At 39.7% G+C, this 26909-nt stretch carries 22 protein-coding genes; 20 read left to right on the forward strand and 2 right to left on the reverse strand.

Annotated features, from left to right (window positions below; all coding sequences use genetic code 11):
* Positions 1-45: 45 nt before the first annotated feature.
* Positions 46-339 carry a PIN domain-containing protein gene (locus MUB24_RS07425; protein WP_244702752.1) on the reverse strand — a complete coding sequence of 98 codons (294 nt, stop codon included), beginning with the start codon at positions 337-339 and terminating at the stop codon, positions 46-48.
* Between the two features lie 67 nt (positions 340-406).
* Between MUB24_RS07425 and MUB24_RS07430 the strand changes: the two genes are divergently transcribed.
* Entirely contained in the window at positions 407-712 is a 306-nt protein-coding gene (locus MUB24_RS07430) for a hypothetical protein (RefSeq protein ID WP_244702754.1), read from the forward strand.
* Between the two features lie 160 nt (positions 713-872).
* Here the strand turns inward: MUB24_RS07430 and MUB24_RS07435 are convergent, their stop codons facing one another.
* Positions 873-1895 (reverse strand): LacI family DNA-binding transcriptional regulator, encoded by a 1023-nt coding sequence (locus tag MUB24_RS07435; RefSeq protein WP_244702756.1) that lies wholly within the window; start codon positions 1893-1895, stop codon positions 873-875.
* Between the two features lie 1204 nt (positions 1896-3099).
* On the opposite strand from MUB24_RS07435, the gene MUB24_RS07440 reads away from it, so the two are divergent.
* From MUB24_RS07440 to MUB24_RS07530, 19 genes are all read left to right on the forward strand, one after another.
* Positions 3100-4440 (forward strand): ABC transporter substrate-binding protein, encoded by a 1341-nt coding sequence (locus MUB24_RS07440; RefSeq protein ID WP_244702758.1) that lies wholly within the window; start codon positions 3100-3102, stop codon positions 4438-4440.
* A 238-nt stretch (positions 4441-4678) separates the two neighbouring features.
* The gene (locus tag MUB24_RS07445) at positions 4679-5956 is read left to right on the forward strand and encodes an alpha-L-fucosidase (protein WP_244702760.1); all 1278 of its coding nucleotides are present in this window, start codon (positions 4679-4681) and stop codon (positions 5954-5956) included.
* A gap of 28 nt (positions 5957-5984) precedes the next feature.
* Entirely contained in the window at positions 5985-6857 is an 873-nt protein-coding gene (locus tag MUB24_RS07450) for a sugar phosphate isomerase/epimerase family protein (protein ID WP_244702762.1), read from the forward strand.
* 127 nt (positions 6858-6984) lie between these two features.
* Positions 6985-7953, forward strand: a complete 969-nt coding sequence (locus tag MUB24_RS07455; RefSeq protein WP_244702764.1) for an ABC transporter permease — start codon at positions 6985-6987, stop codon at positions 7951-7953.
* A 27-nt stretch (positions 7954-7980) separates the two neighbouring features.
* Positions 7981-8877 (forward strand): carbohydrate ABC transporter permease, encoded by an 897-nt coding sequence (locus tag MUB24_RS07460; RefSeq protein ID WP_244702976.1) that lies wholly within the window; start codon positions 7981-7983, stop codon positions 8875-8877.
* Between the two features lie 96 nt (positions 8878-8973).
* Positions 8974-10602 carry an ABC transporter substrate-binding protein gene (locus MUB24_RS07465; RefSeq protein WP_244702766.1) on the forward strand — a complete coding sequence of 543 codons (1629 nt, stop codon included), beginning with the start codon at positions 8974-8976 and terminating at the stop codon, positions 10600-10602.
* 16 nt (positions 10603-10618) lie between these two features.
* On the forward strand, positions 10619-11944 hold the full coding sequence (locus MUB24_RS07470; RefSeq protein ID WP_244702768.1) for an alpha-L-fucosidase: 1326 nt from the start codon (positions 10619-10621) through the stop codon (positions 11942-11944).
* Between the two features lie 150 nt (positions 11945-12094).
* Entirely contained in the window at positions 12095-14401 is a 2307-nt protein-coding gene (locus MUB24_RS07475) for a glycoside hydrolase family 95 protein (RefSeq protein ID WP_396426707.1), read from the forward strand.
* An 84-nt stretch (positions 14402-14485) separates the two neighbouring features.
* On the forward strand, positions 14486-14824 hold the full coding sequence (locus MUB24_RS07480) for a UxaA family hydrolase (protein WP_244702772.1): 339 nt from the start codon (positions 14486-14488) through the stop codon (positions 14822-14824).
* The gene (locus MUB24_RS07485; RefSeq protein WP_244702774.1) at positions 14811-15971 is read left to right on the forward strand and encodes a UxaA family hydrolase; all 1161 of its coding nucleotides are present in this window, start codon (positions 14811-14813) and stop codon (positions 15969-15971) included. The genes MUB24_RS07480 and MUB24_RS07485 overlap by 14 nt, the downstream gene beginning before the upstream one ends.
* A 162-nt stretch (positions 15972-16133) precedes the next feature.
* On the forward strand, positions 16134-16949 hold the full coding sequence (locus MUB24_RS07490) for an SDR family NAD(P)-dependent oxidoreductase (RefSeq protein ID WP_244702776.1): 816 nt from the start codon (positions 16134-16136) through the stop codon (positions 16947-16949).
* Complete coding sequence (locus MUB24_RS07495; protein WP_244702778.1) at positions 16946-17719, forward strand: SDR family NAD(P)-dependent oxidoreductase; 774 nt, start codon at positions 16946-16948, stop codon at positions 17717-17719. Before MUB24_RS07490 ends, MUB24_RS07495 begins: the two co-directional genes overlap by 4 nt.
* A gap of 24 nt (positions 17720-17743) precedes the next feature.
* A complete protein-coding gene (locus MUB24_RS07500) occupies positions 17744-18637 on the forward strand; it encodes a fumarylacetoacetate hydrolase family protein (RefSeq protein WP_244702780.1) in 894 nt (297 codons plus the stop codon).
* 18 nt (positions 18638-18655) lie between these two features.
* Entirely contained in the window at positions 18656-19078 is a 423-nt protein-coding gene (gene fucU / locus MUB24_RS07505; protein WP_244702782.1) for an L-fucose mutarotase, read from the forward strand.
* A gap of 190 nt (positions 19079-19268) precedes the next feature.
* A complete protein-coding gene (locus MUB24_RS07510) occupies positions 19269-21473 on the forward strand; it encodes a helix-turn-helix domain-containing protein (RefSeq protein WP_244702784.1) in 2205 nt (734 codons plus the stop codon).
* A 245-nt stretch (positions 21474-21718) separates the two neighbouring features.
* Positions 21719-22684, forward strand: a complete 966-nt coding sequence (locus tag MUB24_RS07515) for an ABC transporter permease (RefSeq protein WP_244702785.1) — start codon at positions 21719-21721, stop codon at positions 22682-22684.
* A gap of 13 nt (positions 22685-22697) precedes the next feature.
* Complete coding sequence (locus MUB24_RS07520) at positions 22698-23600, forward strand: carbohydrate ABC transporter permease (RefSeq protein ID WP_244702786.1); 903 nt, start codon at positions 22698-22700, stop codon at positions 23598-23600.
* A gap of 194 nt (positions 23601-23794) precedes the next feature.
* Complete coding sequence (locus MUB24_RS07525) at positions 23795-25447, forward strand: ABC transporter substrate-binding protein (protein WP_244702787.1); 1653 nt, start codon at positions 23795-23797, stop codon at positions 25445-25447.
* A 210-nt stretch (positions 25448-25657) separates the two neighbouring features.
* Positions 25658-26896 carry an alpha-L-fucosidase gene (locus tag MUB24_RS07530; RefSeq protein ID WP_396426708.1) on the forward strand — a complete coding sequence of 413 codons (1239 nt, stop codon included), beginning with the start codon at positions 25658-25660 and terminating at the stop codon, positions 26894-26896.
* Positions 26897-26909: the final 13 nt, after the last annotated feature.

Raw genomic sequence — 26909 nt, forward strand, 5'->3', positions numbered from 1 at the left:
AGTGAATTGTGAAGACGGGCTTGAACATTTTCACCTTGGGCTCCTTCATAACCGAATTAGTTGGACTCCCTTCACTTCCTCAAATTGTTGATCAAACGCAAAGATCTTTTGAATTTGCTGTTCTTTCATGATCTCTACACTTAGCGCATCACAATACGAAATTTTATGATTCCTATATTGCTCAAAAATTTGAAGTGTGCTGGATCTGATGGCCGTGGTCACGTCTGCAATAATGACCGGATCTCCTTTCAACACTGTTTGCAGAAAATAATCAGCCTTATAAAATCTTAATTGATATCTTAATCGATTTTGAAATGGTAGATTTTTGCTGATTTGCAAAAGACCAAAACCAAAGATCGATTTAAAATGATAGAAAATGCTCTTTCGTATAGAAAGGAGATTATCAATGTTTAATTGTGCATGGTGTACGAAGAAAATCGCTGAAAATCAACCGTTATATGCAATCAATGCGAAATTTAAAAAGGATATTGATTTTTCAGATAGGGAAGGGGAAATCGTCCAAGTTTATTTAGACTCCATACAGAGCCGTGTTCCAATGATTGTCACAACAGCCGATTCAGAAGCGAAGAAACATGGACAAGACGGCCTGTTTACAGTCTGCAGTCGGAAATGTGGAGAAAAACTAAAAACGGCTCTTGCAAAGGAAATCAATACTTTCCAAACTTTCCAAAAAATTTCGGATATGGAATAAAAGAAAAAAGCCGAGATCTCCTACTCAAGAAATCATCGGCTTTTATATTTGTTTCCATTTTTATAATGAAATGGCTCGAACTTCGTCATCAACGATTCAAGGTCCGTCCGCAATGACTCAAACATCAACTGCAAAGGCTCAACTCGCCCAATGGAGATTCCTATTTTTTTCTCTTAAAGGCTGATGATTCTCTAAAATGAACCTCAGACGGAAGAACGATTTTTCTTGGTGTTTCGGGCGCTTTATTTTCAATTCGTTCAATCAATAATTGAGCGCCTAGATAACCGAAATTATAGGATGGTTGTTCTGCCGAGGTTAAAAAGGGTTCCGTTCCTAAATAATTTGGAATGCTATCATAACAAACAACCGCGATATCCTCCGGCACCTTCACATGATTCTCTTTTAAATATTTTACTGTATTTATCCCAATAAAATTGCTAGTAGCAAAGATCGCAGTAGGCTGCTCACTTTCGGGCAATTCTAGCATTCCCTTAATGGTATCGGAAACATCGCTATCACGCAAAAAATGGCTTTGATGAATCCAATGTTCATTAATGGGCAATTCATATAAGTTCAAAGTCTTGAGATAGGCATTATGCCGCTCTCTTGCCGTAGCAATTTCCAAAGGGCCGTTAATAATGGCAATCTGTCTATGCCCCTGTTTGATCAGATGTTCCAATAACCGGCGTGTAGTGGTTTCATTATCACTTAATACCTGATCACAGGATAATTCTTCAATATAACGATCAATGAGCACATAGGGAATCTGATACTTTGATAGCTTCTGAAGATTCTTCTTTGAGGAATCATTAGCAGGGGCCGCTAATACACCATCCGTTCCCGTGGATATTAACATATCAATATATTTCGATTCTTTATCAACATTCTCATCACTGTTGCATAACATTAATTGATAGCCCATTTGCATCGCCTTATCCTCAGCACCTCGGGCAATATTTGTAAAAAATGGGTTTGTTATATCTGTGACCATCAGCGACAATATCTTTGTTTTTTTAGAAGTTAGACTGCGTGCCGAGCTATTGGGAATATAGCCTAGCTCTTTTATAACAGCCTCCACTTTTTCTCTCGTTTTTTGACTAATGTTACCGGAATTATTAATGACCCGAGACACCGTCATCGCGGAAACATTTGCTTCTTTGGCTATATCATAAATCGTGACCAATTATCGGATCCTCCTCTTTCATATTACAAAAACAGAGATAAACGATTACATCCATCCCTCGTTCATCATGTGTTTATATCATACCTATTATACGTGAAAATGTGCAACATTGCATTCTTGGACTTAAATCGATAGATCCACAGTAAGGGTGGATGTACGAAAATTCGAGAGAACATCGAAAATGTAGATCCAAAGCGGGGTTGGATGCACGAAAAGTCGCGGGAACATCGAAAATGTAGATCCAAAGCTAGGTTGGATGTACGAAAAGTCGCGGAATCCTCAGAAATGTAGATCCAAAGTGAGGTTGGATGTACGAAAAGTCGCGGGAACATCGAAAATGTAGATCCAAGCGGGGTTGGATGTACGAAAAGTCGCGGAATCCTCAAAAATGTAGATCCAAAGTGAGGTTGGATGTACGAAAAGTCGCGGAAACATCGAAAATGTAGATCCAAAGCTAGGTTGGATGTACGAAAAGTCGCGGAATCCTCAAAAATGTAGATCCAAAGTGAGGTTGGATGTACGAAAAGTCGCGGAAACATCGAAAATGTAGATCCAAAGCTAGGTTGGATGTACGAAAAGTCGCGGAAACATCGAAAATGTAGATCCAAAGCTAGGTTGGATGTACGAAAAGTCGCGGAATCCTCAAAAATGTAGATCCAAAGCTAGGTTAGATGTACGAAAAGTCGCGGGAACATCGAAAATGTAGATCCAAGCGGGGTTGGATGTACGAAAAGTCGCGGAATCCTCAAAAATGTAGATCCAAAGTGAGGTTGGATGTACGAAAAGTCGCGGAATCCTCAAAAAACGTAGATTCAAAGTGGGGTTGGATCTGCCAGAAGGCAAGTTATCTCTAAAAACGTTTAAAGCTATGATAGAACAGCACTGTTGGAATTTTGATTAAATCAAATTCATCCACGAAAGCACATTTAATTGGGAATTGTTTTTCGCTTATTGTGTTCTGTTGAAAATTCGAAAGTTCTATAAAAGGATTTGACAATTTCCGAAGCGAATATTATTTTGTATTTACCGGTAACTGAAAGTCATTTGAATGCCTTCTAATTTTGTAAACCTTTACTCTTTATCCTGTGTTACGAAATGACCAGATATCAATTTTGTATAGAATGTGAAATTTGATAGACGGTCACAACTTCTTCTAAAAAAATGTAAGCGTTTTATAATATTGTAGCAAACGGGAGGAGCAACTATGAAATCAGCTAAAAAGGGGATTGGGTTTTTATCGATATTATTGTTGTTGTTACTTGCAGCTTGTGCCAGTAGTACAGGCGGGAAAGAGGAAAATGAAAAAAAGGGTTCTGAAAAAGAGAATACGGATGCTGAAGCGATTGAAGAGGGTTCAGATGAAGAGATCACACTTATCTGGGCTTATCAAGGGAATGAAGAACAATATCAGGAAGATGTAGGGAGGTTTATTGAGGAGAAGTTTCCTCATGTGTCGGTTGAAGTATATGATGCAGGTACAGATCACCCTGAAACGCTGGAAGAGTTAGTAGCAAAAGGCAAAACACCTGATATTGTGACGATGGGCGCGATTACTCATACGAGCCACTTAAAAAGATTTGAACTCGATTATGATATGAGTGAGTTAATCGAGGAAACGGGCTTTGATCTAGAACGTTATGAACCTTCCTTCGTCGAATTTGCACGAAATCAAGATCCTGCTCAAGAGGGGAGATTAGTTGTCCTTCCAATAACACGTCCTTCTTACTCTTTGCATTATAACAAAGATGTATTTGATATTTTAGGAGTCGACTACCCGAGAGACGGGATGACATGGGAAGAGGTAACAGAACTGGCAAAAGAATTGACTCGTGAGGTAAATGGTACTCAATACCGTGGCTTAGATTTAGATACACCCTATGATGCTTATACTCAATTTAGTCAGGAATCAATCGACCCTGAAACGAATGAAGTGCTAATTACAGAATCTGAAGCCTATAAAAGATATCTAGGATTGATCGGCGAAGTAACATCGATTCCGGGTAATTATCCTGCAGAAAAACCTGGAGACCTCTTGCATAATTGGGGAGAAGAATTTGGTAAAGGCAATGTTGCTATGACGCCGATTGCAACAAATTTTGGCTGGTTGGAACAAGATCATATCGATATTGTTACGTATCCTGTATGGGAAGGGTATGAGGGAATTGCTCCACAGCCACGTGGCAGAGGGCATGCCATTACTCGTCCAAGCGAACATAAAAAGGAAGCTCTAGAGATTCTTGATTATTTGCTGTCCGAAGAGGTACAAACAATAAAATCCAAAGAAGGGACCGCTTCACCGTTGCAAAATCCAGATATACATTCTGCCTTTTTAGCAGACAGACCCGAATATCAGGATAAAAATCTTGAGTCCTTATTTCTTCATAGCTATGCAGTCGGTCCTTCTAAAAGATCGCTCTACGGAGATGGGGTTATCACAACGGCAGGAATTGAATACGTAAATTCAGGGAAGGATTTAAATGAATTTTTACGGATTTTGCAAGACCAGGCTGAAAAAAACGTACGGTCCCAGATTGAGAGTGAATAATTGCTGTAGCAGCACCCATGAATAGCATCTGGGGTGCTGTTTTATTCACTTGAATCTTTTTGCCAAAAGTAAAAAATCCTAATGAAAAAAGACAACGGTAGTGAAAGAGATTTCCATAAGTTTTCAAAAATGTATTGACAGCACTTTGATTGGATGTTACATTTGGATTATCGGTAACATAAAAAATAATTGTAAACCCTTTCCGTAGTTTTTGTATTAAAAGAAAGAGGTGTCTAGAATGAAGGATCGAAGTCAGCGGACTGAGTGGTTTTTAGATGACAGGTTTGGTATGTTCATTCATTGGGGATTGTATGCCATTCCTGCTAGAGGAGAATGGGTCAGAAGTTTTGAAAGGATCAACAATGAAGACTATCAACCTTATTTTGATGAATTCAACCCAACCCAGTATAATCCAAAAGAATGGGCGCGGGCGGCTAAGGCAGCGGGACAAAAATATGCTGTTTTAACGACCAAACATCACGATGGTTTTTGTTTGTTTGATAGTCAGTTGACAGATTATAAATCTACTAACACGCCAGCCAAAAGGGATCTGGTGAAAGAATATGTGGATGCTTTTCGTGAAGAGGGTCTAAAAATAGGCTTCTATTATTCTATCATTGATTGGTACCATGAGGATTATCCGGCATATGGTGATCGCCAGCATCCAATGAGGGATAATGAGGATTTTAAAGACAAAACCATTGATTTTGATCGCTATCTTGAGTATATGCACGGTCAAGTAAAGGAATTGCTTACCAACTATGGAAAAATTGATGTGATGTGGTTTGACTTTTCATATGATGATATGACGGGAGAAAAATGGAAGGCAACAGAATTAATCAAGATGATTAGGGAATTGCAACCTGAGATCATCATTGATAATCGTTTAGGTGGGAACATAAAATCTGCTCATCCTGAAGTGTATGCTGGGGATTTCTATTCTCCGGAGCAAATTATTCCGCCTCAAGGTATTTTAAATGAAGCGGGCGAACAGATTCCATGGGAAGCCTGTATCACATTAAATGACCATTGGGGTTATCATGCAAAAGACAAAAATTATAAGAACGCTAAACAAGTTATTCGTACATTAGTAGAATGCGTAAGTAAAAATGGAAATTTGCTATTGAACGTAGGACCGGATGCTAAAGGGCTCATTCCGGATGAGTCATTAGAAATTTTGGCCGAAGTTGGAAAGTGGATGGAGCGGAACAGTGATAGTATTTACGGTTGTAAAGCAGCTGACCTGCCAAAACCCGAATGGGGACGTTATACCCAGAAAGGCAACAAGCTCTATGCCCATGTGTATGATCGCGGGATTGGTCCCATTTATTTTGCTGGTTTAAAGGGGAAAATAAAAAAAGCGAGACTCCTAGCTGACGGGTCGGAATTGCATGTCTTCACGCCTTGGATGGCGGAGGATTACTCAGATGCTGAAAATGGAGCCTTTATTACCTTATCGGGAGCTCAATTACCAGATGAAAATGATACCGTCATTGAGCTGGAATTATACGAATAAACGAATTTAAATAGAAAGGATGGTAGATATGAAAGTTGGTTTAAGCACATATAGCTTGTTAAGTGCTATTAATGCCGGCGAAATGACTGTGTTGGATGTTGTTCAATGGATTGCAGATAATGGTGGCGAACATATGGAGATCGTTCCATATGGTTTTACCTTAGTTGATAATCTTGAACTGGCTGATGCTGTACGTGATAAAGCGAAAGAAGTAGGGATTGAATTATCGAACTACTCGATGCCAGCCAATTTTGTTCAAGAAACAGAAGAAGAGTTCGCTAAAGAAGTTGCAAGAATTAAGGAACATGTTGATTTACTACATAGAATGGGTATTGAGCATATGCGCCATGATGTGACGGCTTTTACCCTTCCACCTGAAAAAATCACAATTGAATGGTTTGAAAAAAACTTACATCTTATGGTAGAAGGCAGCCGGCAAATTGCCGATTATGCGGGCCAATTTGGCATTACGACAACCATTGAAAATCATGGCCAATGTGTCCAACATAGTGATCGGGTACAAAGAGTCCTGTTGGAAGTAGACAGGCCAAATTTTAAAACAACAGTCGATGTCGGCAATTTCCTCTGTGTGGATGAAGACCCGATTGTAGGTGTGAAGAAAAATTTACCGTTTGCTTCACTAGTCCATTTTAAAGATTTCTATGTCCGCCCATTTGATGAGAATCCAGGCGGCGGCAAATGGTTTACATCAGCGAATGGAAATTATTTAAGAGGTTCCATTGTTGGTCAAGGAGATATTGACATCCGTAAAATAGTCAAACTCATTAAAGATTCAGGATACGATGGCAATATCACCCTTGAATTTGAAGGCATGGAAGAATGTAGAGAAGCTTCGAAAATAGGCATGGAGAATTTAAGGCGTTTTTGGGAAGAGGTTTAAGGGAGATATCGGGTGATGTATGTCATCCGATCTTCTTAAAAACTTATTTGTAAGCGATATCAGTGTATTGAATACTTCTACTATTGTCTAAAATTCAATAATTCACTGCCCCGAAGGAGGGAAATCTATGAGGTCCTCAATACTTACAGAAAAATCTAAGGGAAATATTGCACCAAAAATAATGAAAAAGACATCACCCATACAAAAGATTAAGAATAGTTGGCAGCTATATGTTCTTTTTTCTCTTCCCCTCATCTACATTATTGTTTTTCATTATGTCCCAATGTATGGTGCGACTATTGCCTTTAAAAATTTTAATCCTGTACAGGGGATTTTAGGAAGTGATTGGATTGGTTTGGACCATTTTGAAAGATTTTTTAAATCTCACGAGTTTTGGAGAGTGATCAAAAACACACTTATCTTAAGTTTTTACCAATTAATTGCCGGTTTTCCTTTCCCAATATTACTTGCATTGAGTTTAAATTATGTGAACAAAAAACATTTTAAAAAGACCGTACAGATGATTTCATATGCCCCTCACTTCATTTCAGTTGTTGTGATGGTAGGAATTATTCTTGTTTTTCTTGAACCAAGAGGGCCGATTAATAGTTTACTTACGTTACTGGGAATGGAACCCATTCATTTTATGGGGAATGCAGGGTATTTTAAATCAATCTATGTTTGGTCGGGGATATGGCAAAGTGTTGGGTTTGGCTGCATCATCTATTTGGCGGCGTTATCAAGTGTTAGTCCTGCCCTTCATGAAGCTGCGATTATCGATGGGGCATCGAAATTACAAAGAATATGGCATATTGATATTCCTGGCATATTACCGATCACGATTATTTTACTTATTCTCGATATGGGAAATATTTTGAATATTGGTTTTGAAAAAGCGTTATTATTGCAGAATCCGCTGAATTTAAGAAGTTCCGAAATTATTGATACGTATGTCTATAAAGTGGGACTCGTTTCCGCTGTTCCAAATTATTCATATGCGGCTGCGATCGGATTATTTAAATCGATTATTGGTCTTATTTTGATCTACTCTGTCAATAGATTTTCAAAAAAAATAGGGCAAGAAAGTCTATGGTGATGAATAAAAGGGAAAGAAGTGATCGAATTGAATGTCAATGGGATCAATGACACAAGAATCGACAAAATTTTTACAATAGTTAATCATGTGATTTTAAGCATTCTACTTATTGTGTTTCTTTACCCCCTGATCTATATCGTTAGTTCGTCTTTTAGCTCTTCCGATGCCGTAACGGCGGGCGAAGTTTGGTTATGGCCAGTCGATTTTAGTCTTGAAGGCTACAAAGCTGTTTTTGCCTACAAACAGATCTGGACAGGATATGGGAACTCATTGTTTTATATGATTATTGGAACAATTATAAATATCTCCTTGACTATTCTAGCTGCTTACCCTCTGTCTAGAAAGGACTTTTATGGCCGAAATTTCTTTATGCTTTTATTTTTGTTCACTATGCTTTTTAGTGGGGGCTTAATTCCCAATTATTTGCTTGTGAAAGAGTTAGGTATGTTAAATACGCGTTGGGCAATGATCATCCCTAATGCAATGTCAGTATTCAATGTCATTATTACAAGAACTTATTTTAAAATGACCATTCCAGACGAGCTCCACGAAGCGGCTAAAATGGATGGCTGCAGCGACTTTAGATTTTTAGCAAGAATCGTGCTCCCTTTATCAGGGCCAATCATCGCGGTAATGGGATTATTTTATGCTGTCGGTCATTGGAATGCCTTTTTCAACGCTTTAATCTATTTACGGGATCAAGACTATTTTCCTTTGCAATTAGTTTTAAATAATATTCTCGTTCAAAATGAAGTGGATCCCGAAATGTTTATTGATGTGGAATCACAGGCAGCGATTTCTGGTTTACGGGAGCTTTTAAAGTACTCACTTATTGTTGTCGCTTCTATTCCAGTACTTGTGATTTATCCATTTGTACAAAAACATTTTGTTAAAGGAGTGATGATTGGCTCTTTGAAAGAATAGACGTCTTTTGCTTGAATAAGGACAGAATAGTCATAGGGGGTGATAATCAACAAGTGTTGTGAAGGAATTCAATAATATATACGAGGGGGTACTATCATGAGAAAATTTAAATTATTCACAGTTATTTTTGTTCTACTGGGTCTATTATCAATTCTAGTAGCGTGTTCTAGTGATGAAAAAACAACCGGAGAAAAGGAAGATAACGAGGAAATTAAGCTAACTGAGCCCGGTACATTTCCAATCACAGAGGAAAAGGTAACCTTACGTGTATTGGTTCCTGCCCATCCATTAGTTGAGGATTATAAAACAAACAAATTTACAAAATGGTATGAAGAAAAAACCAATGTTCATATTGAATGGGAGGTAATCCCCAGCCAAAATGCAGAAGAAAAGCTTAATTTAGTTTTATCCAGCGATGATTTACCAGATGTCATTATGAATAGCCCAGTTACACTTTCGCAATTAATGATTTATGGAAGTCAAGGAATGTTTTTGCCGTTAAATGATTTAATTCAGGATTTTGGAACAGATGTTAAAAATTTCTTGGATGAAAGAAAAGATGTTTTAGACTCTATTACAGCACCTGATGGTAATATCTATTCATTGCCTTATATCAATGAATGCTACCACTGTACAATGGCCCAAAAACTATGGATCTATCAACCTTGGCTAGATGATCTTGGTTTGGAGACGCCAGAAACAACGGAAGAATTCTATCAAGTTTTGAAAGCTTTTAAGGAACAAGATCCGAACAAAAATGGCAAACAGGATGAGATCCCCATAGCGGGAAATAAAGATTTATGGCCTTTCCCAAGCTATTTAATGGATCCATTTATTTACAATCAAATGTATGTGGAGAATGGAAAAATTGAAGTACCTTATACAAAGCCAGAATGGAGAGAAGGGTTAAAATACATTCAACAATTGTATGAAGAAGGATTGATGGCAAAGGAGTCCCTTACACAAGATCAGGATCAATTAAAACGGCTTGGAAATTCAAAGGAAACGATTTTAGGAATGGCGATGGGATATTGGCAAGGTGATTTTATGACCGCTGGTGGCAATAGCGGGAAATGGCTAGATTATGTCGCGGTACCGCCATTAGAGGGACCAAATGGTAATCGAGTTTCTTGGTATCAGCCACCTGTACCGGGGCGGGCCTCCTTTATTATTACGAATCAAGCGAAACATCCGGAAGTGGCTTTGCGTTGGGCGGAAGGATTTTATCAAGAAGAAGTTACATTAAGAGCCGAGGCAGGAGAGATGGATAAAGATTGGAGATGGGCAAAGGAAGGTGAAGTAGGGATTAATGGTAAACCTGCAAAATGGGTACGGCTAAATTCCTATGGAGAAGTACAGAATACACATTGGGCACAACAAGGTCCTGTAATTAGAACAGATGAATTTAGATTAAGTGAAATGGCAACGGATGAACAGCCATTAGAAGCTCTTCTTTACAAAGAAACAAAAGAAAAATATGAGCCTTATAAGCCTGACGAGGACATGATCGTTCCGCCTCTTTATTTTAATGAGGAACAATCAGCCGAACTGGCAGAGATTGAGTCAACGATCCAAAACTTTGTTGATGAATCTAATGCCAGATTTATTTCCGGTGATGATGATATTGAGAAAGGGTGGGATAAATTTCTTGAAACATTAGAAGGAATGAATTTAGATCGTTATATAGAAATTTATCAAGAAGCCTATGACTCAAAATATAAATGAGAAAGAGGAGAGTAGAATGATGCAAAACGAAAGTGGTACAGTACAAAAGACAAATTGGCCGACTCATTACGGGAATCCAGAATGGTTTATTCATGATCGTTTCGGACTATTTATTCACTGGGGGCTCTATTCCAATGCTGCTCGTCATGAGTGGGTTATGAACCGGGAGAAAATTCATCCCAATACGTACAACAAATATTTCAAGTTCTTTGATCCTGATTTATACGATCCGAAAAAGTGGGCTCGTGTAGCCAAAAATGCGGGCATGAAATATTTTGTGATAACAACGAAACATCATGAAGGTTTTGCGCTTTGGGATTCCAAACTAACAAACTATAAGGTAACAAATACACCAGCAAAACGCGACCTATTATTAGAGATGGTGACTGCCTTTAGGGAAGAGGGATTAAAAGTCGGTTTCTATCATTCTCTGATTGATTGGCATCACCCTGAATTCCCAATCGATGGATTGCATCCTCAACGGGATGATGAGGATTTTAAAAAAGAAGCCTCTAATCGCAAAATGGAACATTATGTGGAATATTTACATGGGCAAGTGCGAGAATTGTTAACAAATTATGGGAAAATTGATTATCTCTGGTTTGACTTTTCCTATCCACACGCGGATTGGGGCTGGTCAAAGGGAAAAGGAGCGGATGCTTGGAAGGCAGAAGAATTAGAAAAATTGATTTTCGAATTGCAGCCCGATATCATCCTTAACGATCGACTTGATTTAGGGCGTGGGGTGAAAACGCCAGAACAATATCAACCAAGCGGTTCACTAGTAGAGGATGGGGAGCCAATCATTTGGGAGGCTTGCCAAACACTCAATGGCAGTTGGGGCTATGATCGGGATAATTTGGATTGGAAGTCTCCAGAAATGCTGATTAAAATGCTGATTGACAGTGTTTCTAAAGGGGGAAATCTTCTTCTGAATGTAGGGCCAAATGGACGTGGAGAATTTGATCAGAAATCGATTGATACATTGAACGAAATCGGAAGTTGGATGAGGATGAATTCGCGTTCTATCTATGGAGCGAACGCTAGTGAATTTACTGCTCCTGTTGATTGCCGATATACACAAAAAGGCAACCGTTTATATTTGCATATTTTTTCTTGGCCTTTTAAACATATTCATTTAGAAGGACTAGCGGGGCAAATCGAATACGCCCAATTGCTTCATGATGCTTCGGAAGTACAATACAAAGAACATGATCCGAACGAACGGCTATCGCATACAACAGCAACTGTGAAGCCCGGATCAGTGACATTGGAATTACCCATTCAAAAACCGGATAGCGCGGTTCCAGTTGTCGAAATATTTTTGAAGGAAGAGGAATAGAGGAGAAGGGGCGGAAAACATCAGGAAGATCCCACTTCAAACAGCCGAGTGGCCGTCTACAACAGTGAAACTCTCCCTAATCTAGAAAACTCGCATCTAAACAGGCCACAACGTTGTGGCCTGTTTAGATGCCTATCCCATTTTAAAGAGGTGACACTATTGAATACAAATCATTTACTTTGGTACGATCAACCCGCCAAAAAATGGACAGAAGCTCTTCCGATCGGAAATGGACGTTTAGGCGGAATGGTGTTTGGCGGGATCTATCAAGAGAGAATTCAGTTAAATGAAGATTCTATTTGGTACGGTGGTCCCCAAGATGCCAATAACCCTGACGCGAAAAAGTATTTACCAAAAATTCGCGAGCTGTTATTTTCTGGAAAGCAGCGGGAGGCGGAACACTTAGCGAGGATGGCTCTGCTTTCCCAACCAAGATACTTGCATCCTTACCAGCCGCTTGGAGATCTACATCTTTGGTTTCTTGATCAAGAAGAACCTATTTCAGATTACCGCAGAGAATTGAACGTGGAGACAGCGATCACAACGGTTCACTATAAATTAGGGGATCAAGCTCTTTTTAGGGAATACTTTAGCAGTGCCGTCGATGATGTACTTATCATAAGATTGACAAGTGATGTACCTGGCGGATTGACCTTTAGTGTAAACATGATGCGCCGACCATTTGACCTGGGAAGTGAGAAGGTTTCACCTAATACGTTCATTATGAAGGGGGAATGTGGACGAGAGGGTGTGGAATTCCGGGCGGTCGTGAAAGCGATCAATGACGGCGGACGGATAAGCTCAATTGGCGATTTTATTTCTATTGAAGATGCAGATGCTGTGACACTTTTTGTAGCCGCTGGATCGACTTTCCGTCATGAGGATGTTGAGAGCGTTTGTTTTGATCAAATTGAAGCTGCTTCACGAAAAAAGTATTCGGAATTAAAAGCCGCTCATGTGAAGGAATATCAGGAAAAATTTCGACGTGTATCTTTCAATCTTTCTGATAGAGAAGGGGAAGCGTTTCAAAAGATTCCTACTAATCTTCGAATCAAGCGTTATCAGGAAGGGAAAGAAGATGTAGGATTGGAGTCATTGTTTTTTCAATATGGAAGATACTTACTTATTTCTTGTTCAAGACCCGGCAGTTTGACGGCCAACTTGCAAGGAATTTGGAATGAAAGCTTCACACCACCTTGGGAATCAAAATATACGATCAATATCAATACCCAGATGAATTACTGGCCAGCTGAAATTTGCAATCTTTCGGAATGTCACGAGCCGCTTTTTGACTTAATTGAGCGAATGCGGGAAAAAGGTAGACGGACAGCTCGTGAAGTGTATGGGTGTAGAGGATTTGTCGCCCATCATAATACCAATATATGGGGAGAAACTCATATGGAAGGTATTCCCCTTTCCGCATCAATATGGCCAATGGGTGCTGCCTGGCTTTCTTTGCATTTATGGGAGCATTATCGTTTTGGAGGAGATAAAGAATTTTTGCGCAAGCGTGCTTATCCAATCATGAAGGAAGCAGCCGAATTTTTTCTGGATTATTTGGTAAAGGATAGCAAGGGGCGGTTATTGACAGGACCTTCTATTTCTCCTGAAAACACATTTATGCTTGAAAATGGAGCAAAAGGGAACCTCTGTATGGGTCCGGCGATGGATACGCAGATTCTACACTTTTTATTTACGGCTGTTATGGAAGCTGGGACAATCTTACATATGGATCAAGCGTTCCGCTCCCAGATAGAGGAAGCGCAAGCCAGTTTGCCAAAGCCGCAAATTGGCAAACATAATCAGATTATGGAATGGATTGAGGATTATAAGGAAGTAGATCCAGGTCATCGCCATATCTCTCAATTGTTTGCTTTACATCCAGGGGAAGAAATCCACCCCGTTCATACTCCGGAATTGGCTAAAGCCGCCAAACGAACATTAGAAAGGAGACTCTCTAATGGTGGCGGCCACACAGGTTGGAGTCGTGCTTGGATCATTAATTTTTGGGCACGGTTACATGAAGGGGACAAGGCGTATCAAAGTATTCGTCAACTGCTGACAACCTCGATTTATCCGAATTTATTTGATGCGCATCCTCCTTTTCAAATTGATGGTAATTTTGGAGCTACAGCCGGTATGGCGGAAATGTTACTGCAATCCCATGCAAAAGAAATTGTATTGTTGCCTGCTCTTCCCAAGGCTTGGTCTACTGGGAATGTAAAGGGCTTACGTGCTCGAGGTGGATACGAGATCGATCTATTTTGGGAAAATAGAAAATTGACAAACGTGAACATTAAGGCGAAGCATGATGGTGTATGTAAAATTCGAACAGCTCTACATCCCTCCATAAAATGTGACGGCCAATCTGTCCTAGCCAGTTGGGAAAATGATCTCTTAGAATTTGAAACGCAAAGCGGACAAGAGTATTGTTTAAGTTTCCTAGATATGGATTGACAGATAAAGAAATACTTTGTTAAAATTATGATACCGATAACAATAAGGAATAAAATTTTTAGGAAATGAACGGGAGGTAATATGATGGAGAAAGCGTTTCATTCAGGGATCTCCTGTATTGTTATGGATGATCAAGACAATGTAGCAACCCTTTTAAAAGATGTAAAGAAAGGGGAGACATTAACCTACACTCAGAAGGGGGAAAGGCAACAAATTGAATTGAAACATGATATAGATTTTGGACATAAAGTGGCTATTTCCCCAATACAAATGGGGCAAGAAGTGCTTAAATATGGAGAGGTGATTGGAGCGGCCACATCTGCCATACAAGTGGGCGAACATGTTCATATTCATAATATTGAGGGCATTAGAGGCAGGGGAGATAAAAAAGTTGGGGAGGTGCAAAAACATGCGAACGTTTAAAGGCTATCGGCGTGAAAATGGAACAGTAGGGATTCGTAACCATCTTTTAATTCTACCTACGGTCGTGTGTGCCAACCAAGTTTGTGCAAGGATCCAGCAGCAAGTCCCTGATTCAGTCGCGATTCCCCATCAACACGGATGCAGCCAAGTTGGAGATGACAAAGAGAGGACCCATAAAGTGTTGGTCGGGATGGGAAAAAACCCGAATGTTGGAGCGGTTTTAATTGTGAGTTTGGGGTGTGAAGTGATTGATGCGAGGGAAGTAAAAGCGGAGATCGAAGAAACGGGAAAGCCTGTTGTCTGGATTGATATCCAAACGGAAGGTGGCTCGATTAAAACGATTCAAAAAGGGATCCAAGAAGCGAAGAAATTAGCGGTTATGATTGGAAATACCCCTATGCAAGATATACCTATCTCCGAATTAATCGTCGGAGTCAAATGCGGTGGATCTGATTTTACATCTGGATTATGTAGCAATCCAGCCCTTGGAAAAACGTCTGACATGCTTTTAGATCAAGGCGGAACCATTATCATGGGAGAAACAACGGAAATTATCGGTGCTGAGCATCTTGTTGCGGAAAAGGCTGTCAGCGAAGAGGTAAAAGGAAAACTTTACAAGGCTATTAAGAGATTTGAAGATGAAATTGAACGCATGGGTGTCGATATGCGTGGCGGAAATCCTAGTCCTGGGAATATTGCGGGGGGATTATCTTCGATCGAAGAAAAATCGCTTGGCTGCATCAGCAAAGCTGGAAATGCGCCATTAAAGGATGTCATTCCTTTTGCTGATCAAATTCCAGGGAAAGGTTATTACTTTATGGATTCCCCAGGAAATGATATCGAATGTGTGACAGGGATGGCGGCGGCTGGTGTGCATATGGTCGTATTCACAACAGGAAGAGGAACACCAACAGGAAATCCGATTGTACCCGTGATTAAAGTAACGGGAAATGAGGTTACAGCGAAACGGATGGCTGATAATATCGATATTGATACAAGCCTTGTTTTACAAGGAAAAGAAACATTGGAAGAGGCTGGAAAGAATATTTACCATTTTATTATGGAGGTAGCAAACGGAGAACAAACAAAGGCTGAGATATTAGGCCATGCAGAGTTCAGCATTAGTCGGATTGGGATTAGTTTATAAACAAGATCTTAATAGCTTAGTTGGAAAAAGATATACGCTCGGATAGGCCGTGTTTACGCTAGGATAGAAAAAATACGCTCGGATAGCGATGAAATACGCTCGGATAGCACGGGTTCGGCCCGTAAAACACAGATCCCGAAATGGACTAAAAGGAGTAGTGAAATGAAAAGATTAGAAAATCGTGTGGCCCTTGTGACGGGGGGAAGTAGCGGAATAGGAGCAGCTATTGTCCAAAGATTGGCAGAAGAAGGAGCCAATGTGGCCATCAATTATAAATCAGTGGAAAATCGTGGACAGGCGGCATCGCTTAAGGATGAATTGGAAGCAAAATATGCAGGTAAATATATGATTGTGCAAGCAAATGTAGGAATAAAAGATGAAGTGGACGATATGATTAGCGAAGTAGAAGCACGTCTAGGAGCTGTGGAGGTACTTGTCAATAATGCAGGAATGGCTCCGTTTCAACCATTTCTAAATGTTTCAGAGGATCTGTGGGATGAAACTTATCGAACAAATGTGAAATCCATTTTTTTAACCTCGCAACGTGTCGCTAAAAAGATGATTGAAAAACAATACGGTAAAATCATTAATATTGCCTCCACGGCAAGTGTGCTTGTGACAAGTCCTGTAATTCCTCATTATATTTCATCCAAGGCGGCGGCCAATCAATTAACAAAAGCCTTGGCGATAGAGCTTGGTCAATATAATATTAATGTCAATGCAGTTGGTCCAAGCACGGTGGCAACGGACATGTGTAAGGATTTTTTAGCTGATCCGGCCATCCATAAGCAAGAAATCCAAGCAAATCCAATGAAACGATTAGGTACAGAAAAGCAAATTGGGGATGCGGTTGTCTTTTTAGCATCTGAAGAGGCAATGCAAATCAACGGTCATTTGTTAATGGTTGATGGCGGATTAACGGTAAAGGCAGCTCAGCCTGAAGATCATATGCAAAAACAAAGGAGTGAACTCGTATGAGATTGAAAGATAAAATAGCGATTATCACCGGTTCAGGGAGCGGGATTGGAAAAGCGACAGCCCTTCGGTTTGCAGCAGAAGGGGCCCATGTTATTGTCAATGATATTAACCAAGAACATGGTGAACAAACAGTAAGTGAGATTAAAGAAAATGGGGGAAACGCCTCCTTCTTCCAAGCTGATGTGACCGTACCAGAATCTGTTCAAGATTTAGCTGATTATGTGGTCAAAGACCATAAAAAAATGGATATTCTTTTTAATAATGCTGGAATTAGTAATGTCGGTAGAATTGATGAAGTGGAACCAGATGTATGGGATAAGGTCATGGATGTCAATGTGAAAGGCGTTTATTTAGGCTGCAAGTACATTGTTCCCTATATGATGAAACAACAGAGTGGGTGTATTATTAATATGTCTTCCTGTGTAGCAGAAATGGGCCTCGCGAAACGAGCTTTATATGCAGCGACAAAAGGGGCTGTGTTATCTTTAACGAAGTCGATGCAAGTCGATTATGCTCCTTATAATATTCGGGTCAATGCTTTACTTCCAGGAACCATTTATACGCCATTTGTAGAAAACTATCTGAAAAATTCGTATGATGACCCCGAAGAGGCGATTAATGGGATTAAGAAAAGACAACTTAGTGGGGACTTGGGAAAGCCGGAAGATGTCGCCAATGCTGCCCTGTTTTTAGCTTCGGATGAAGCGAAGTTTATGATGGGCTCTCCATTGTATATTGATGGAGGGGTCGTATTTGGTAAAAATGCATAACAAATAGAAAAGGAGCTATCATTCATGAAACTATTAACATATGAAGTACAAGAGCTACATAAATTAGGCGTTCAAACGGACGAAGGGATTATTGATATTCAAGCGACTGCAGAGAAAACGAGGGTTTCAAACGTAGAAACAGATATCATGGCTGTTATTGCAGGAGAAGAACAGGCAATCAATCAATTATCGAACCTATTGAAACAAGCGGAAAAAGCAAATACGGTGGTATATGTGGATTCTGAGAATCTAGTGTGGGGACCATGTGTCACAAAGCCGCATAAAATTATTTGTGTTGGACTAAATTACCGCAAGCATGCGGATGAAACCAATGCTCCTTATCCAGAGTTTCCTATTCTTTTTAATAAATTTGATAATACTCTAGCAGGCCATAATAGTGAGATCCCTGTACCAAAAGTAACAGAAAAGCTAGATTATGAGGTGGAGCTCGGGATCGTGATTGGCAAGAAAGCAAAATATGTGAGTGAAGAAAAGGCGCTTGATTATGTATTTGGTTATTGTACCGCCAATGACTTATCTGCACGTGATCTACAAATGAGAACACCACAATGGATGCTTGGAAAAATCGGCGATAAGTTCAGTCCGATTGGACCTTATCTTGTTACTGCAGATGAAGTCGGAAACCCCAATGATTTACATTTGAAAACGACAGTTAACGGGGAAGTGAAGCAAGATTCGAATACATCCGATATGATTTTTAATTGTGCGGAAATCGTCAGCTATCTTTCTCAATATTTAACTTTAGAACCTGGAGATGTAATCTTAACTGGCACCCCGGAAGGAGTTGTGCTTGGCTTACCAGAAGATCAGCAAGTGTATATTCAACCTGGCGATGTCATCACATGTGAAATTGAAAAATTAGGGGCGCTTACAAATTATTTTGTTGAGGAAAAGTAAAGGTCGGGTGTACGGTTTATGTTAAAAGGAATACCAGCAATTTTATCACCAGACCTCATGAAAGTTTTAATGGAAATGGGGCATGGTGACGAAATCGTTTTGGCAGACGGGAATTTTCCGGCTGCTAGCCATGCCCAGCATCTGCTTCGTTGTGATGGTCATGGAATACCGGAGTTGTTAGAAGCGATATTAAAATTTTTCCCCCTCGACACCTATGTGGAACATCCTGTTACATTGATGGATGTGGTAGAAGGGGAGCAACTTCAACCAACAATTTGGAAAAAATATGAACGCTTCATTCAAAAAGAAGAGTCTATTCAAATGGAATACTTGGAGCGTTTTTCGTTTTACGAACGCGCAAAAAAAGCCTATGCCATCGTGGCTACTGGAGAAACGGCTCAATACGCCAATATCATTTTAAAAAAAGGTGTGCTTAAATAAAATCTTTATTCGCCTATAAACATCGAGAAATATCTCTATAACAACCGCATCTCTAACCTGTTTAGAGATGCGGTCATTCATTGGACAGCCCGTCAATCGATACATGAGGGATCATATCCGTTTTGTGTATTGAACGTTTAGAAAGAATAGTATCCATACTATTCCGACTGTTACAAGGGGAGGAGATCTCATGAACCGCAATTGGTTTTACCGTATGTTGTTGGCTTATACGCCCGTTTTTTTTATTATTATTCTTATTTTATTTTTTATTTTCTTTCAAGTACTTAATGATCAGAGTAAGCAGGAAGCCTTAAATATAAATGAATCACTGGCTGGGCAAGCTTATCGATATATGGATCGCAGTTTGAAAGAAATCAATCATCGGGTTTTAAGAGAATCCTTGAATAATAAAAGTTTTCAGCAGTTTTTAAATGAACAAGATATAGCAGATGTACCTGTGAATCTTGAGGCCTATAAAGCGATGCGCGAGCTAAAAATTAATTACCCGATCATCGATTCGGCTTATTTAGTTCGTTTTAGCGATGACACTGTTTTAAGTCTTAGTACGATCACGAAAGTAAAGGATTATGGAGATCATCTCTTTATTGAAAATACCCCCACCCAACATACATCCCATTGGACCGATCTACGTTTATTCCGAGAATTTCCAAAACAAAAGGAAAAGGCGGTTGTGTCCATAAAACGACCTGTCCCTTTTTATGGAAAAGCAAAGGGTTTTATCGTTGTAAATGTAAGTGTAAGGGAGCTCAAAAAGGGAATTCACGAAATGTATGATCCCGAAGTGAGTTTTGTTAGGCTCACGGATAAGAGTGGAACAGAGCTATGGAATGAAGACGTTCAAAAGGAAAAAGATCGCGTCCTTACACGCTTTACTTCGGATTATACGGGATGGACGATTGAAAGCGGTCTCTCGAAAAGTAATTTGGCAAGAGTTGTCGATTCTGTTCGGTTATTATGGATCATCATCTCTTTCCTTGTCGTTGTAACAGGGATTATCTGGTTTATTTATATAACGAAAAAAGCCTACAAGCCACTGGAACAACTTGTTGGAAAGATTCATGCAGGCCTTTTACGAGAGCAACTAGTTCCTGCGCAAAAGAATGAATTTACGCTAATTGCGCAAACCTTAGATCAAATGATGGAGCAGTCAAACCGCTATCATCAAGTGGAAGATGAGGTTTTAGTACTGCGCAGGAAATATGGATTCAATAAAATCTTGCACGAAAAAGGCACTTTCCCAGATTGGGAAGAAGAGATGGACAAACTGGGATTGCCGCAAAGATTTCTTCCGTCGATCGTGTTTCTATTGGAGATCGATCAATATGGTGAGTGGACAAAAAAGCTGAATACGGAAAAAAGGCTGCAGTTAAAGGCTGAACTTGAAAAAAGAGCAAGTGAACATGCAAATGATGGTGGGGCTGTTCTATGGTGCGGTTGGGAAAATGAGGATAGATTAGTTGGGATCATGCAAGCCTCTACGGAGGAAATGAACCTTTCTCCAAATTTTGCCCCATTTAAAAATATGATCATGGATTCATTCCCCTTTACGGTCACGATTGGCTTTAGTCGAGTGATCACGATCCCTGAGGATCTGCCTAAAGCTTATGATGAAGCGGAGGAGGCGCTTACCTACAAAGCGGTGCTGGGATTGGATCAATTGATTGGTTATGAAGAGGCAACCTTTACGGAGGCAGATATTTATCAGCAGTTAAAGCTTGCCCATGAGATCGTTATTGCCTATCGGATAAGTGATAATAGTTGGCAAAAACATTATCGCAAGCTATTCGAACAAATGAAACAGGCGAAGCTGCGCAAAGACGAGCTCGTTCACATTATCAACTTCTTTATTTTTTACTTAGAAAGGGAGCGGCATTTGTTCCCAGAGGACATTCAGGAAAAGTGGAACGAACAGGTATTGCCAAGATTGGCTGATCAGCTTGAACATTTTGATACGATGGATGAACTGGAACAAAACATTTTCACCATTTTGGATGAACTGGCAAAAGAAATCATCACACTAAAACAAGCGAAGAGCTATGATAAGGTGTTACTGGAAATTAAAGAATATATTGAAAGTCATTTCGAAAATGTAGATCTTTCCCTTGATCATTTGAGTGAATTATTCGACATAAGGGGGAAATATATTAGTAAGCTTTTTAAAGAGCAGTTTGGTGAGAAATTTGTCGATTTTCTTACGAGAATCCGGATGGAACATGCAGAAGAGCTACTGAAAACGACCAATAAACCAATCGTAGAAATAAGTAAACAGGTTGGCTATATTAGCCCTAATTCATTTACGAGAGTTTTTCGAAAACGACATGGGACTTCTCCAGGAGAATATAGAAAGTTACACAATAAAATGGATGGATCCTAAACCGTTATAAAATGCTAGGTATCTCCCTTCCGAAAAAAATAGGGGACAGATGCCTAGTATTTTTGTCCATTTGGCAGGCGAAAAAAGAATTATGGGGAAAATCGCCATGTTATAGCCCTTTTTCCCAGCAAACAAGTGCAAAGTGAAAAAGGTTAAGCAAGAGAAAATTGCCCGTTGTCTAATTTTAATATTAGTTGTTATGATAATTGCAATCCCTTACATCACTCAAGAAAGGAGAGAATGAAATGTCAACAGGGAAAGCAGTTATCGCGGAAAATCCACATCATCCTCTTACCCAGAAAAAGAGAGCAAGAAATTGGAAACTAGTCAAAAAACATTGGCAACTTTATCTATTAGTGTTAATTCCTTTATCCTTCCTGATTACATTTAAGTATGTTCCTATGTTTGGGAGCGTTATTGCCTTTAAAGATTACAATGTCATCAAAGGAATATGGGGGAGTGATTGGGTTGGTTTTAAGCACTTTTCACAATTTTTCCATCTACCCATCTTTTGGAATATTATTAAAAATACACTTGGGATTAGTCTATATGGACTTGTTGTTGGTTTTCCAGCACCGATTCTATTAGCGCTCGCCTTGAATGAGGTGCGCCAAGGATTATTCAAACGATCCGTACAGATGGTGACATATGCTCCTTACTTTATTTCAACCGTTATTATGGTTTCGATCATTATTGTGGCGTTATCACCGAATACAGGAATCGTCAACAGTATTCTTGGTCTATTTGGAGTTGGACCTAAAAACTTTATGGGGGAACCGGGTCTTTTTAAAACGATCTATGTCCTCTCAGATGTTTGGCAACAAACAGGGTATGGGGCAATTGTTTATCTTGCTGCTTTGGCAGGTGTAAACCCTGAATTATATGAAGCAGCCAAAATAGATGGTGCTTCCAGATGGCAAAAAATACTGAATATTGATATCCCTAGTATTTTACCGGTAACGGTCATCATGCTTATTCTAAATGTCGGTAATATGATGGCGATTGGTTTTGAGAAAATTTACTTAATGCAAAATCCATTAAATGTACCGACATCAGAAGTGATTTCCACTTATGTGTATAAGGTTGGACTCATTGAATCAAACTTCAGTTTCTCTGCAGCAGTGGGGCTATTCAATTCGATCATTAATCTCATTTTACTTGTAATCGTCAATTTTCTGGCAAAAAGAATATCAAACAACAGTCTATGGTAAAAGAGGTGAAAAAATGACTAAGAAAACAAGTAAAGTTCGTGAACCCATTGGAGATCGTTTATTTCTGACAGGGATATATAGCTTTTTAATACTCGTATTACTCATTATTTTACTTCCTTTGCTGAATATTCTCAGCTCGTCTTTTAGTCATCCAAGTGCCGTTGTGGCCGGCAAGGTCTGGCTTTTTCCGGTAGACTTTTCGCTTGCTGGGTATAAGGCGGTCTTTGACAATCCGAATATATTACTCGGTTTTAGAAATTCGATCTTGTATACGATAGCTGGTACGCTGGTAAACGTTGTTTTAACAATTATGATTGCGTATCCATTATCGCGAAAAACATTTTATGGACGAGGCCTTCTTATGGCCATCTTGGTTTTTACCATGTTATTTGATGGTGGACTTATTCCCTATTATTTAGTAGTCAAAGCACTTGGGCTGCTGAATACACCATGGGCAATGATTTTGCCTGGAGCGGTTGCCGTTTTTCAAGTCATCATTGCGAGAACCTTCTTCCAGACAACGATACCAGATGATTTGTATGAAGCAGCAGAAATGGATGGGTGCAGCGACCTGCGCTTTATTACAAGTGTTGTCATTCCTCTATCGAAACCGATTATTGCCGTGATGACCTTAATGTATGCAGTGGGTCATTGGAATACCTATTTTCAAGCATTGATTTTCTTGAGGGATCCCAATTTATTTCCATTACAAATCATTCTTCGGGAAATTCTCGTGTTAAATTCCGTTGATCCATCGATGATGTCCAATGTCGATCAAGTTCTGGCCTTAGCTGGTTTAAAGGAGCAGTTAAAATATGCGTTAATTGTTGTTGCCAGTGTCCCAGTCTTACTCATCTATCCGTTTGTCCAAAAGCATTTTACAAAAGGGGTGATGATTGGCTCATTGAAATCCTAGCATATTGTAGGGGGGATGGAGGCCAAAGGATGTTGGTCAGAACGGCGTTGCGCCAGGACGGGGGCCAACAGGACGTTGGTCAGAACGGCGTTGCGCCAGGACGGCGCGAACTTAGCCGTTCATCCTCGTTCATCCTCGTTCATCCTTTAAGCAGGTGCTTTTTGCTTTTTTATAAAAAAAGGGAGGTTCATGTAGTGAAAAAGAAAAAACTTGTTGCGATTAGTATTGTATTTGCTATGTTGTTTCTTGTTGCTTGTCAGTCAAAGGAATCAGGAAAAAATAAAAATGAAAGGACAGAAAATATTACGATTAATCCAGTTGGAGAATTACCGATTGTAGATGAAACCATGACATTGCAAATGTTTGCTCCACAATATCCAACAATTGAAGATATGAAAACAAATACCTACACAAAATGGTTAGAGGAAAAAACGAATATCCATATCGAGTGGAATCTTGTCCCGGACGACGCATTAAATGACCGCAAACAATTAATGCTTTCAAGTGGGGATTATCCTGAGGTCATTCTTCATGGGAATTTGACACCGGCAGAACAAATGAGATATGGAGAACAAGGGGTATTTTTACCATTGAATGATTTAATTGATCAATATGCTCCGAATGTCAAAAAAGCAATGGAAGATCTCGATTATTTAGAACAATCGATCACAGCACCAGATGGCAATATCTATTCAATTCCACAGGTGAATGAATGTTTCCATTGTTCCTATCCCAATAAATATTGGATCAACAAAAAGTGGCTTGATCAGTTAGGACTTGAGATTCCAAAGACAACAGATGATTTATATACAGTCTTAAAAGCCTTTAAAGAGAAAGACCCTAATGGAAATGGAAAAGCAGATGAAGTTCCATTAACAGCAGCAACCGAAGAAACGATGTGGGGTGGTAATTTTGCCGTTTATCTAATGGATCCCTTTATTTATAATGATGGAGATACCTATCTAGTCGTACGGGATGATAAGGTATCACTCGCTGCGAACACAGATGAGTGGAAAGAAGGCCTTCAATTTATGCATAAATTATATTCTGAAGGACTTATCGATATGGGGGCCTTTACACAAAATAATGATGCGGTGAATCAATTAGCTAATCGTGACGAAAATATAATGGGTTCTGTTACAACAGCCTTGCTTAGTTATGCATTGTCACCGGATGATAAAACACCTCGCCATAAAGAATATGTCACAGTCCCACCATTAAAAGGACCGAAAGGCGTACAGCAGGCAAATATTGAAGCGAGTGTGGCCAATGGGCAATTTGCATTAACAAATAAGGCAACGGAAGAACAACAAATTGCTGCGATCAGACTTGTCGATTTCCTATTTACGGAAGAAGCGATTCTTTTGCAGGAATATGGACCAGAAGGCAAAGGCTGGCGTAAGGCGGAAGAAGGGGAGCTTGACTATGATGGAAAGCAGGCGAAATATACCCAACTTCCAGTTGAAGGCGGTCAAACCCATAATGATGGTTGGGAGCAATTAGGCCCTTCCTTGCGCACATTTGAATATCGGGCATCCTTTACAGCACCTGAAGATCCGCTAGCTGAAGATGGTTACGGAACCCGTCTCCATCAAGAAACGAAAAATAACTATGAGCCATATGCAACAACAGAAAACTATCCAAGTGGTATATTTATTAATTTGGAAGATTCTAGTGAAGCGGCTCAGTTAAAAACAACAATCTCTGATTATATTGAGACAAATTTGGCTCAGTTTGTAACAGGAGATAAGAATTTCGAGAAAGATTGGGATGCATATATTAAGGGTTTTGAAGGTTTGCAGCTAGATCGCTATCTTGAAATCTATCAAGCCGCTTATGATCGATAATCGATTATAATTTGCTTACTGTCCCAATAGGCACCTCCGACCGTAAATATTGATTTGTACAAATTACATGGCGTCGGAGGCGCTGGTACTGGTGAGACAGTAAACGCTTTTATTGTGATTTTACCTGTAACAATTTATACTCTTATTGTAAAAGCTTTTTTAGACCATAATAGAAGTTTTAATGAATGACACCTATTTGTAGAGGAGATGATGATCTTGCAAAGTACTGAATGGCCACTGCCATCAATCCCTCAAGTTTTCTGGCAAAATCTCGATCTAGGCATTTTTTGCCATTTTGGGATGAACACCTTTTGTGATCAGGAATGGGGAGAGGGGAATGATTCTCCTGAATTATTCAATCCAACTGAATTGGATGCAAGGCAGTGGGTAAAGCTAGCAAAAGAGGCTGGATTTAAGTATTTTATTTTAACAGCAAAACACCATGATGGCTTTTGTTTATGGCCAACGAAAACAACGGATTATTCTGTGAAATCTAGTCCTTGGAAAGGTGGAAAAGGGGACGTTGTACGGGAATGCGCGAATGCCTGTAGGGAAGAGGGGATGCATTTCGGAGTTTATCTTTCCCCTTGGGATCGGAATGCAGAGTGTTATGCAGATAAAGAAGCTTATGATGATTTTTATTGTGAGCAATTAACAGAATTAATGACACAATATGGGCCTTTATTGGAAGTATGGTTTGATGGAGCTGGTTCAGAAGGAAGAGTCTATGATTGGGAACGAATCATTGGGATTGTTAAGAAGTATCATCCTGATGCGATGATTTTTAATATGGGGCAGCCAACAATTCGCTGGGTCGGCAATGAGGATGGAGTAGCGCCTTACCCTTGTTGGAATACAGAAAACTCTGCTAAAATCAGTATGTTTTCTAATGATAGGGCCACTTGGCTTCCAGGGACTCCTCATTGGCTGCCGGCTGAGTGTGATGTGCCGATTCGAAAACGTCACTGGTTTTGGCACCCAAATGATGAAGATAGCCTGCTATCATTAGAAGAATTAATGGAAATTTATTATCGATCTGTTGGCCATGGGACAAATCTTTTATTGAATGTGTCACCCGATGCTCGAGGCTTAATTCCAGACGTGGATGCAAACAGATTACGAGAGTTTGCCGCAGAAATAAAAAATAGATTTTCCAACCCATTGGCGACAACTTCCGGAACTGGGGCTGAACTTGAATTAGTGTTAGAAAAAGAAACAGAAGTGGATCATATTATGCTAATGGAGGACATTGCCTTCGGTGAACGGGTCAGAAAATTTGAGGTAGAGGCCTTGGTTGATGGCGAATGGCAGACGATTGTAACAGGAACGGCTATTGGCCATCGTCATATAAGGAAAATTTTACCTATTAAAACGAAACAATTAAGATTGAAGCTAACAGAGTCTGCGGGGACACCCATTATAAAAGAAATGAAATGTTTTAATAACTGAAGATATGATATCG

The organism is Lederbergia sp. NSJ-179, from assembly GCF_022867885.1.
GTDB lineage: Bacteria > Bacillota > Bacilli > Bacillales > Bacillaceae_C > Lederbergia.

Excerpts from the sequence above, each read along its gene's own strand:
- MUB24_RS07480 (WP_244702772.1), top strand. The coding sequence starts at position 14,486 with ATGGAGAAAGCGTTTCATTCAGGGATCTCCTGTATTGTTATGGATGAT.
- MUB24_RS07450 (WP_244702762.1), top strand. The coding sequence starts at position 5,985 with ATGAAAGTTGGTTTAAGCACATATAGCTTGTTAAGTGCTATTAATGCC.
- MUB24_RS07500 (WP_244702780.1), top strand. The coding sequence starts at position 17,744 with ATGAAACTATTAACATATGAAGTACAAGAGCTACATAAATTAGGCGTT.
- MUB24_RS07490 (WP_244702776.1), top strand. The coding sequence starts at position 16,134 with ATGAAAAGATTAGAAAATCGTGTGGCCCTTGTGACGGGGGGAAGTAGC.
- MUB24_RS07430 (WP_244702754.1), top strand. The coding sequence starts at position 407 with ATGTTTAATTGTGCATGGTGTACGAAGAAAATCGCTGAAAATCAACCG.
- MUB24_RS07465 (WP_244702766.1), top strand. The coding sequence starts at position 8,974 with ATGAGAAAATTTAAATTATTCACAGTTATTTTTGTTCTACTGGGTCTA.
- MUB24_RS07470 (WP_244702768.1), top strand. The coding sequence starts at position 10,619 with ATGATGCAAAACGAAAGTGGTACAGTACAAAAGACAAATTGGCCGACT.
- MUB24_RS07520 (WP_244702786.1), top strand. The coding sequence starts at position 22,698 with ATGACTAAGAAAACAAGTAAAGTTCGTGAACCCATTGGAGATCGTTTA.
- MUB24_RS07455 (WP_244702764.1), top strand. The coding sequence starts at position 6,985 with ATGAGGTCCTCAATACTTACAGAAAAATCTAAGGGAAATATTGCACCA.
- MUB24_RS07510 (WP_244702784.1), top strand. The coding sequence starts at position 19,269 with ATGAACCGCAATTGGTTTTACCGTATGTTGTTGGCTTATACGCCCGTT.
- MUB24_RS07515 (WP_244702785.1), top strand. The coding sequence starts at position 21,719 with ATGTCAACAGGGAAAGCAGTTATCGCGGAAAATCCACATCATCCTCTT.
- MUB24_RS07495 (WP_244702778.1), top strand. The coding sequence starts at position 16,946 with ATGAGATTGAAAGATAAAATAGCGATTATCACCGGTTCAGGGAGCGGG.
- MUB24_RS07485 (WP_244702774.1), top strand. The coding sequence starts at position 14,811 with ATGCGAACGTTTAAAGGCTATCGGCGTGAAAATGGAACAGTAGGGATT.
- MUB24_RS07440 (WP_244702758.1), top strand. The coding sequence starts at position 3,100 with ATGAAATCAGCTAAAAAGGGGATTGGGTTTTTATCGATATTATTGTTG.
- MUB24_RS07530 (WP_396426708.1), top strand. The coding sequence starts at position 25,658 with ATGATCTTGCAAAGTACTGAATGGCCACTGCCATCAATCCCTCAAGTT.
- fucU (WP_244702782.1), top strand. The coding sequence starts at position 18,656 with ATGTTAAAAGGAATACCAGCAATTTTATCACCAGACCTCATGAAAGTT.
- MUB24_RS07445 (WP_244702760.1), top strand. The coding sequence starts at position 4,679 with ATGAAGGATCGAAGTCAGCGGACTGAGTGGTTTTTAGATGACAGGTTT.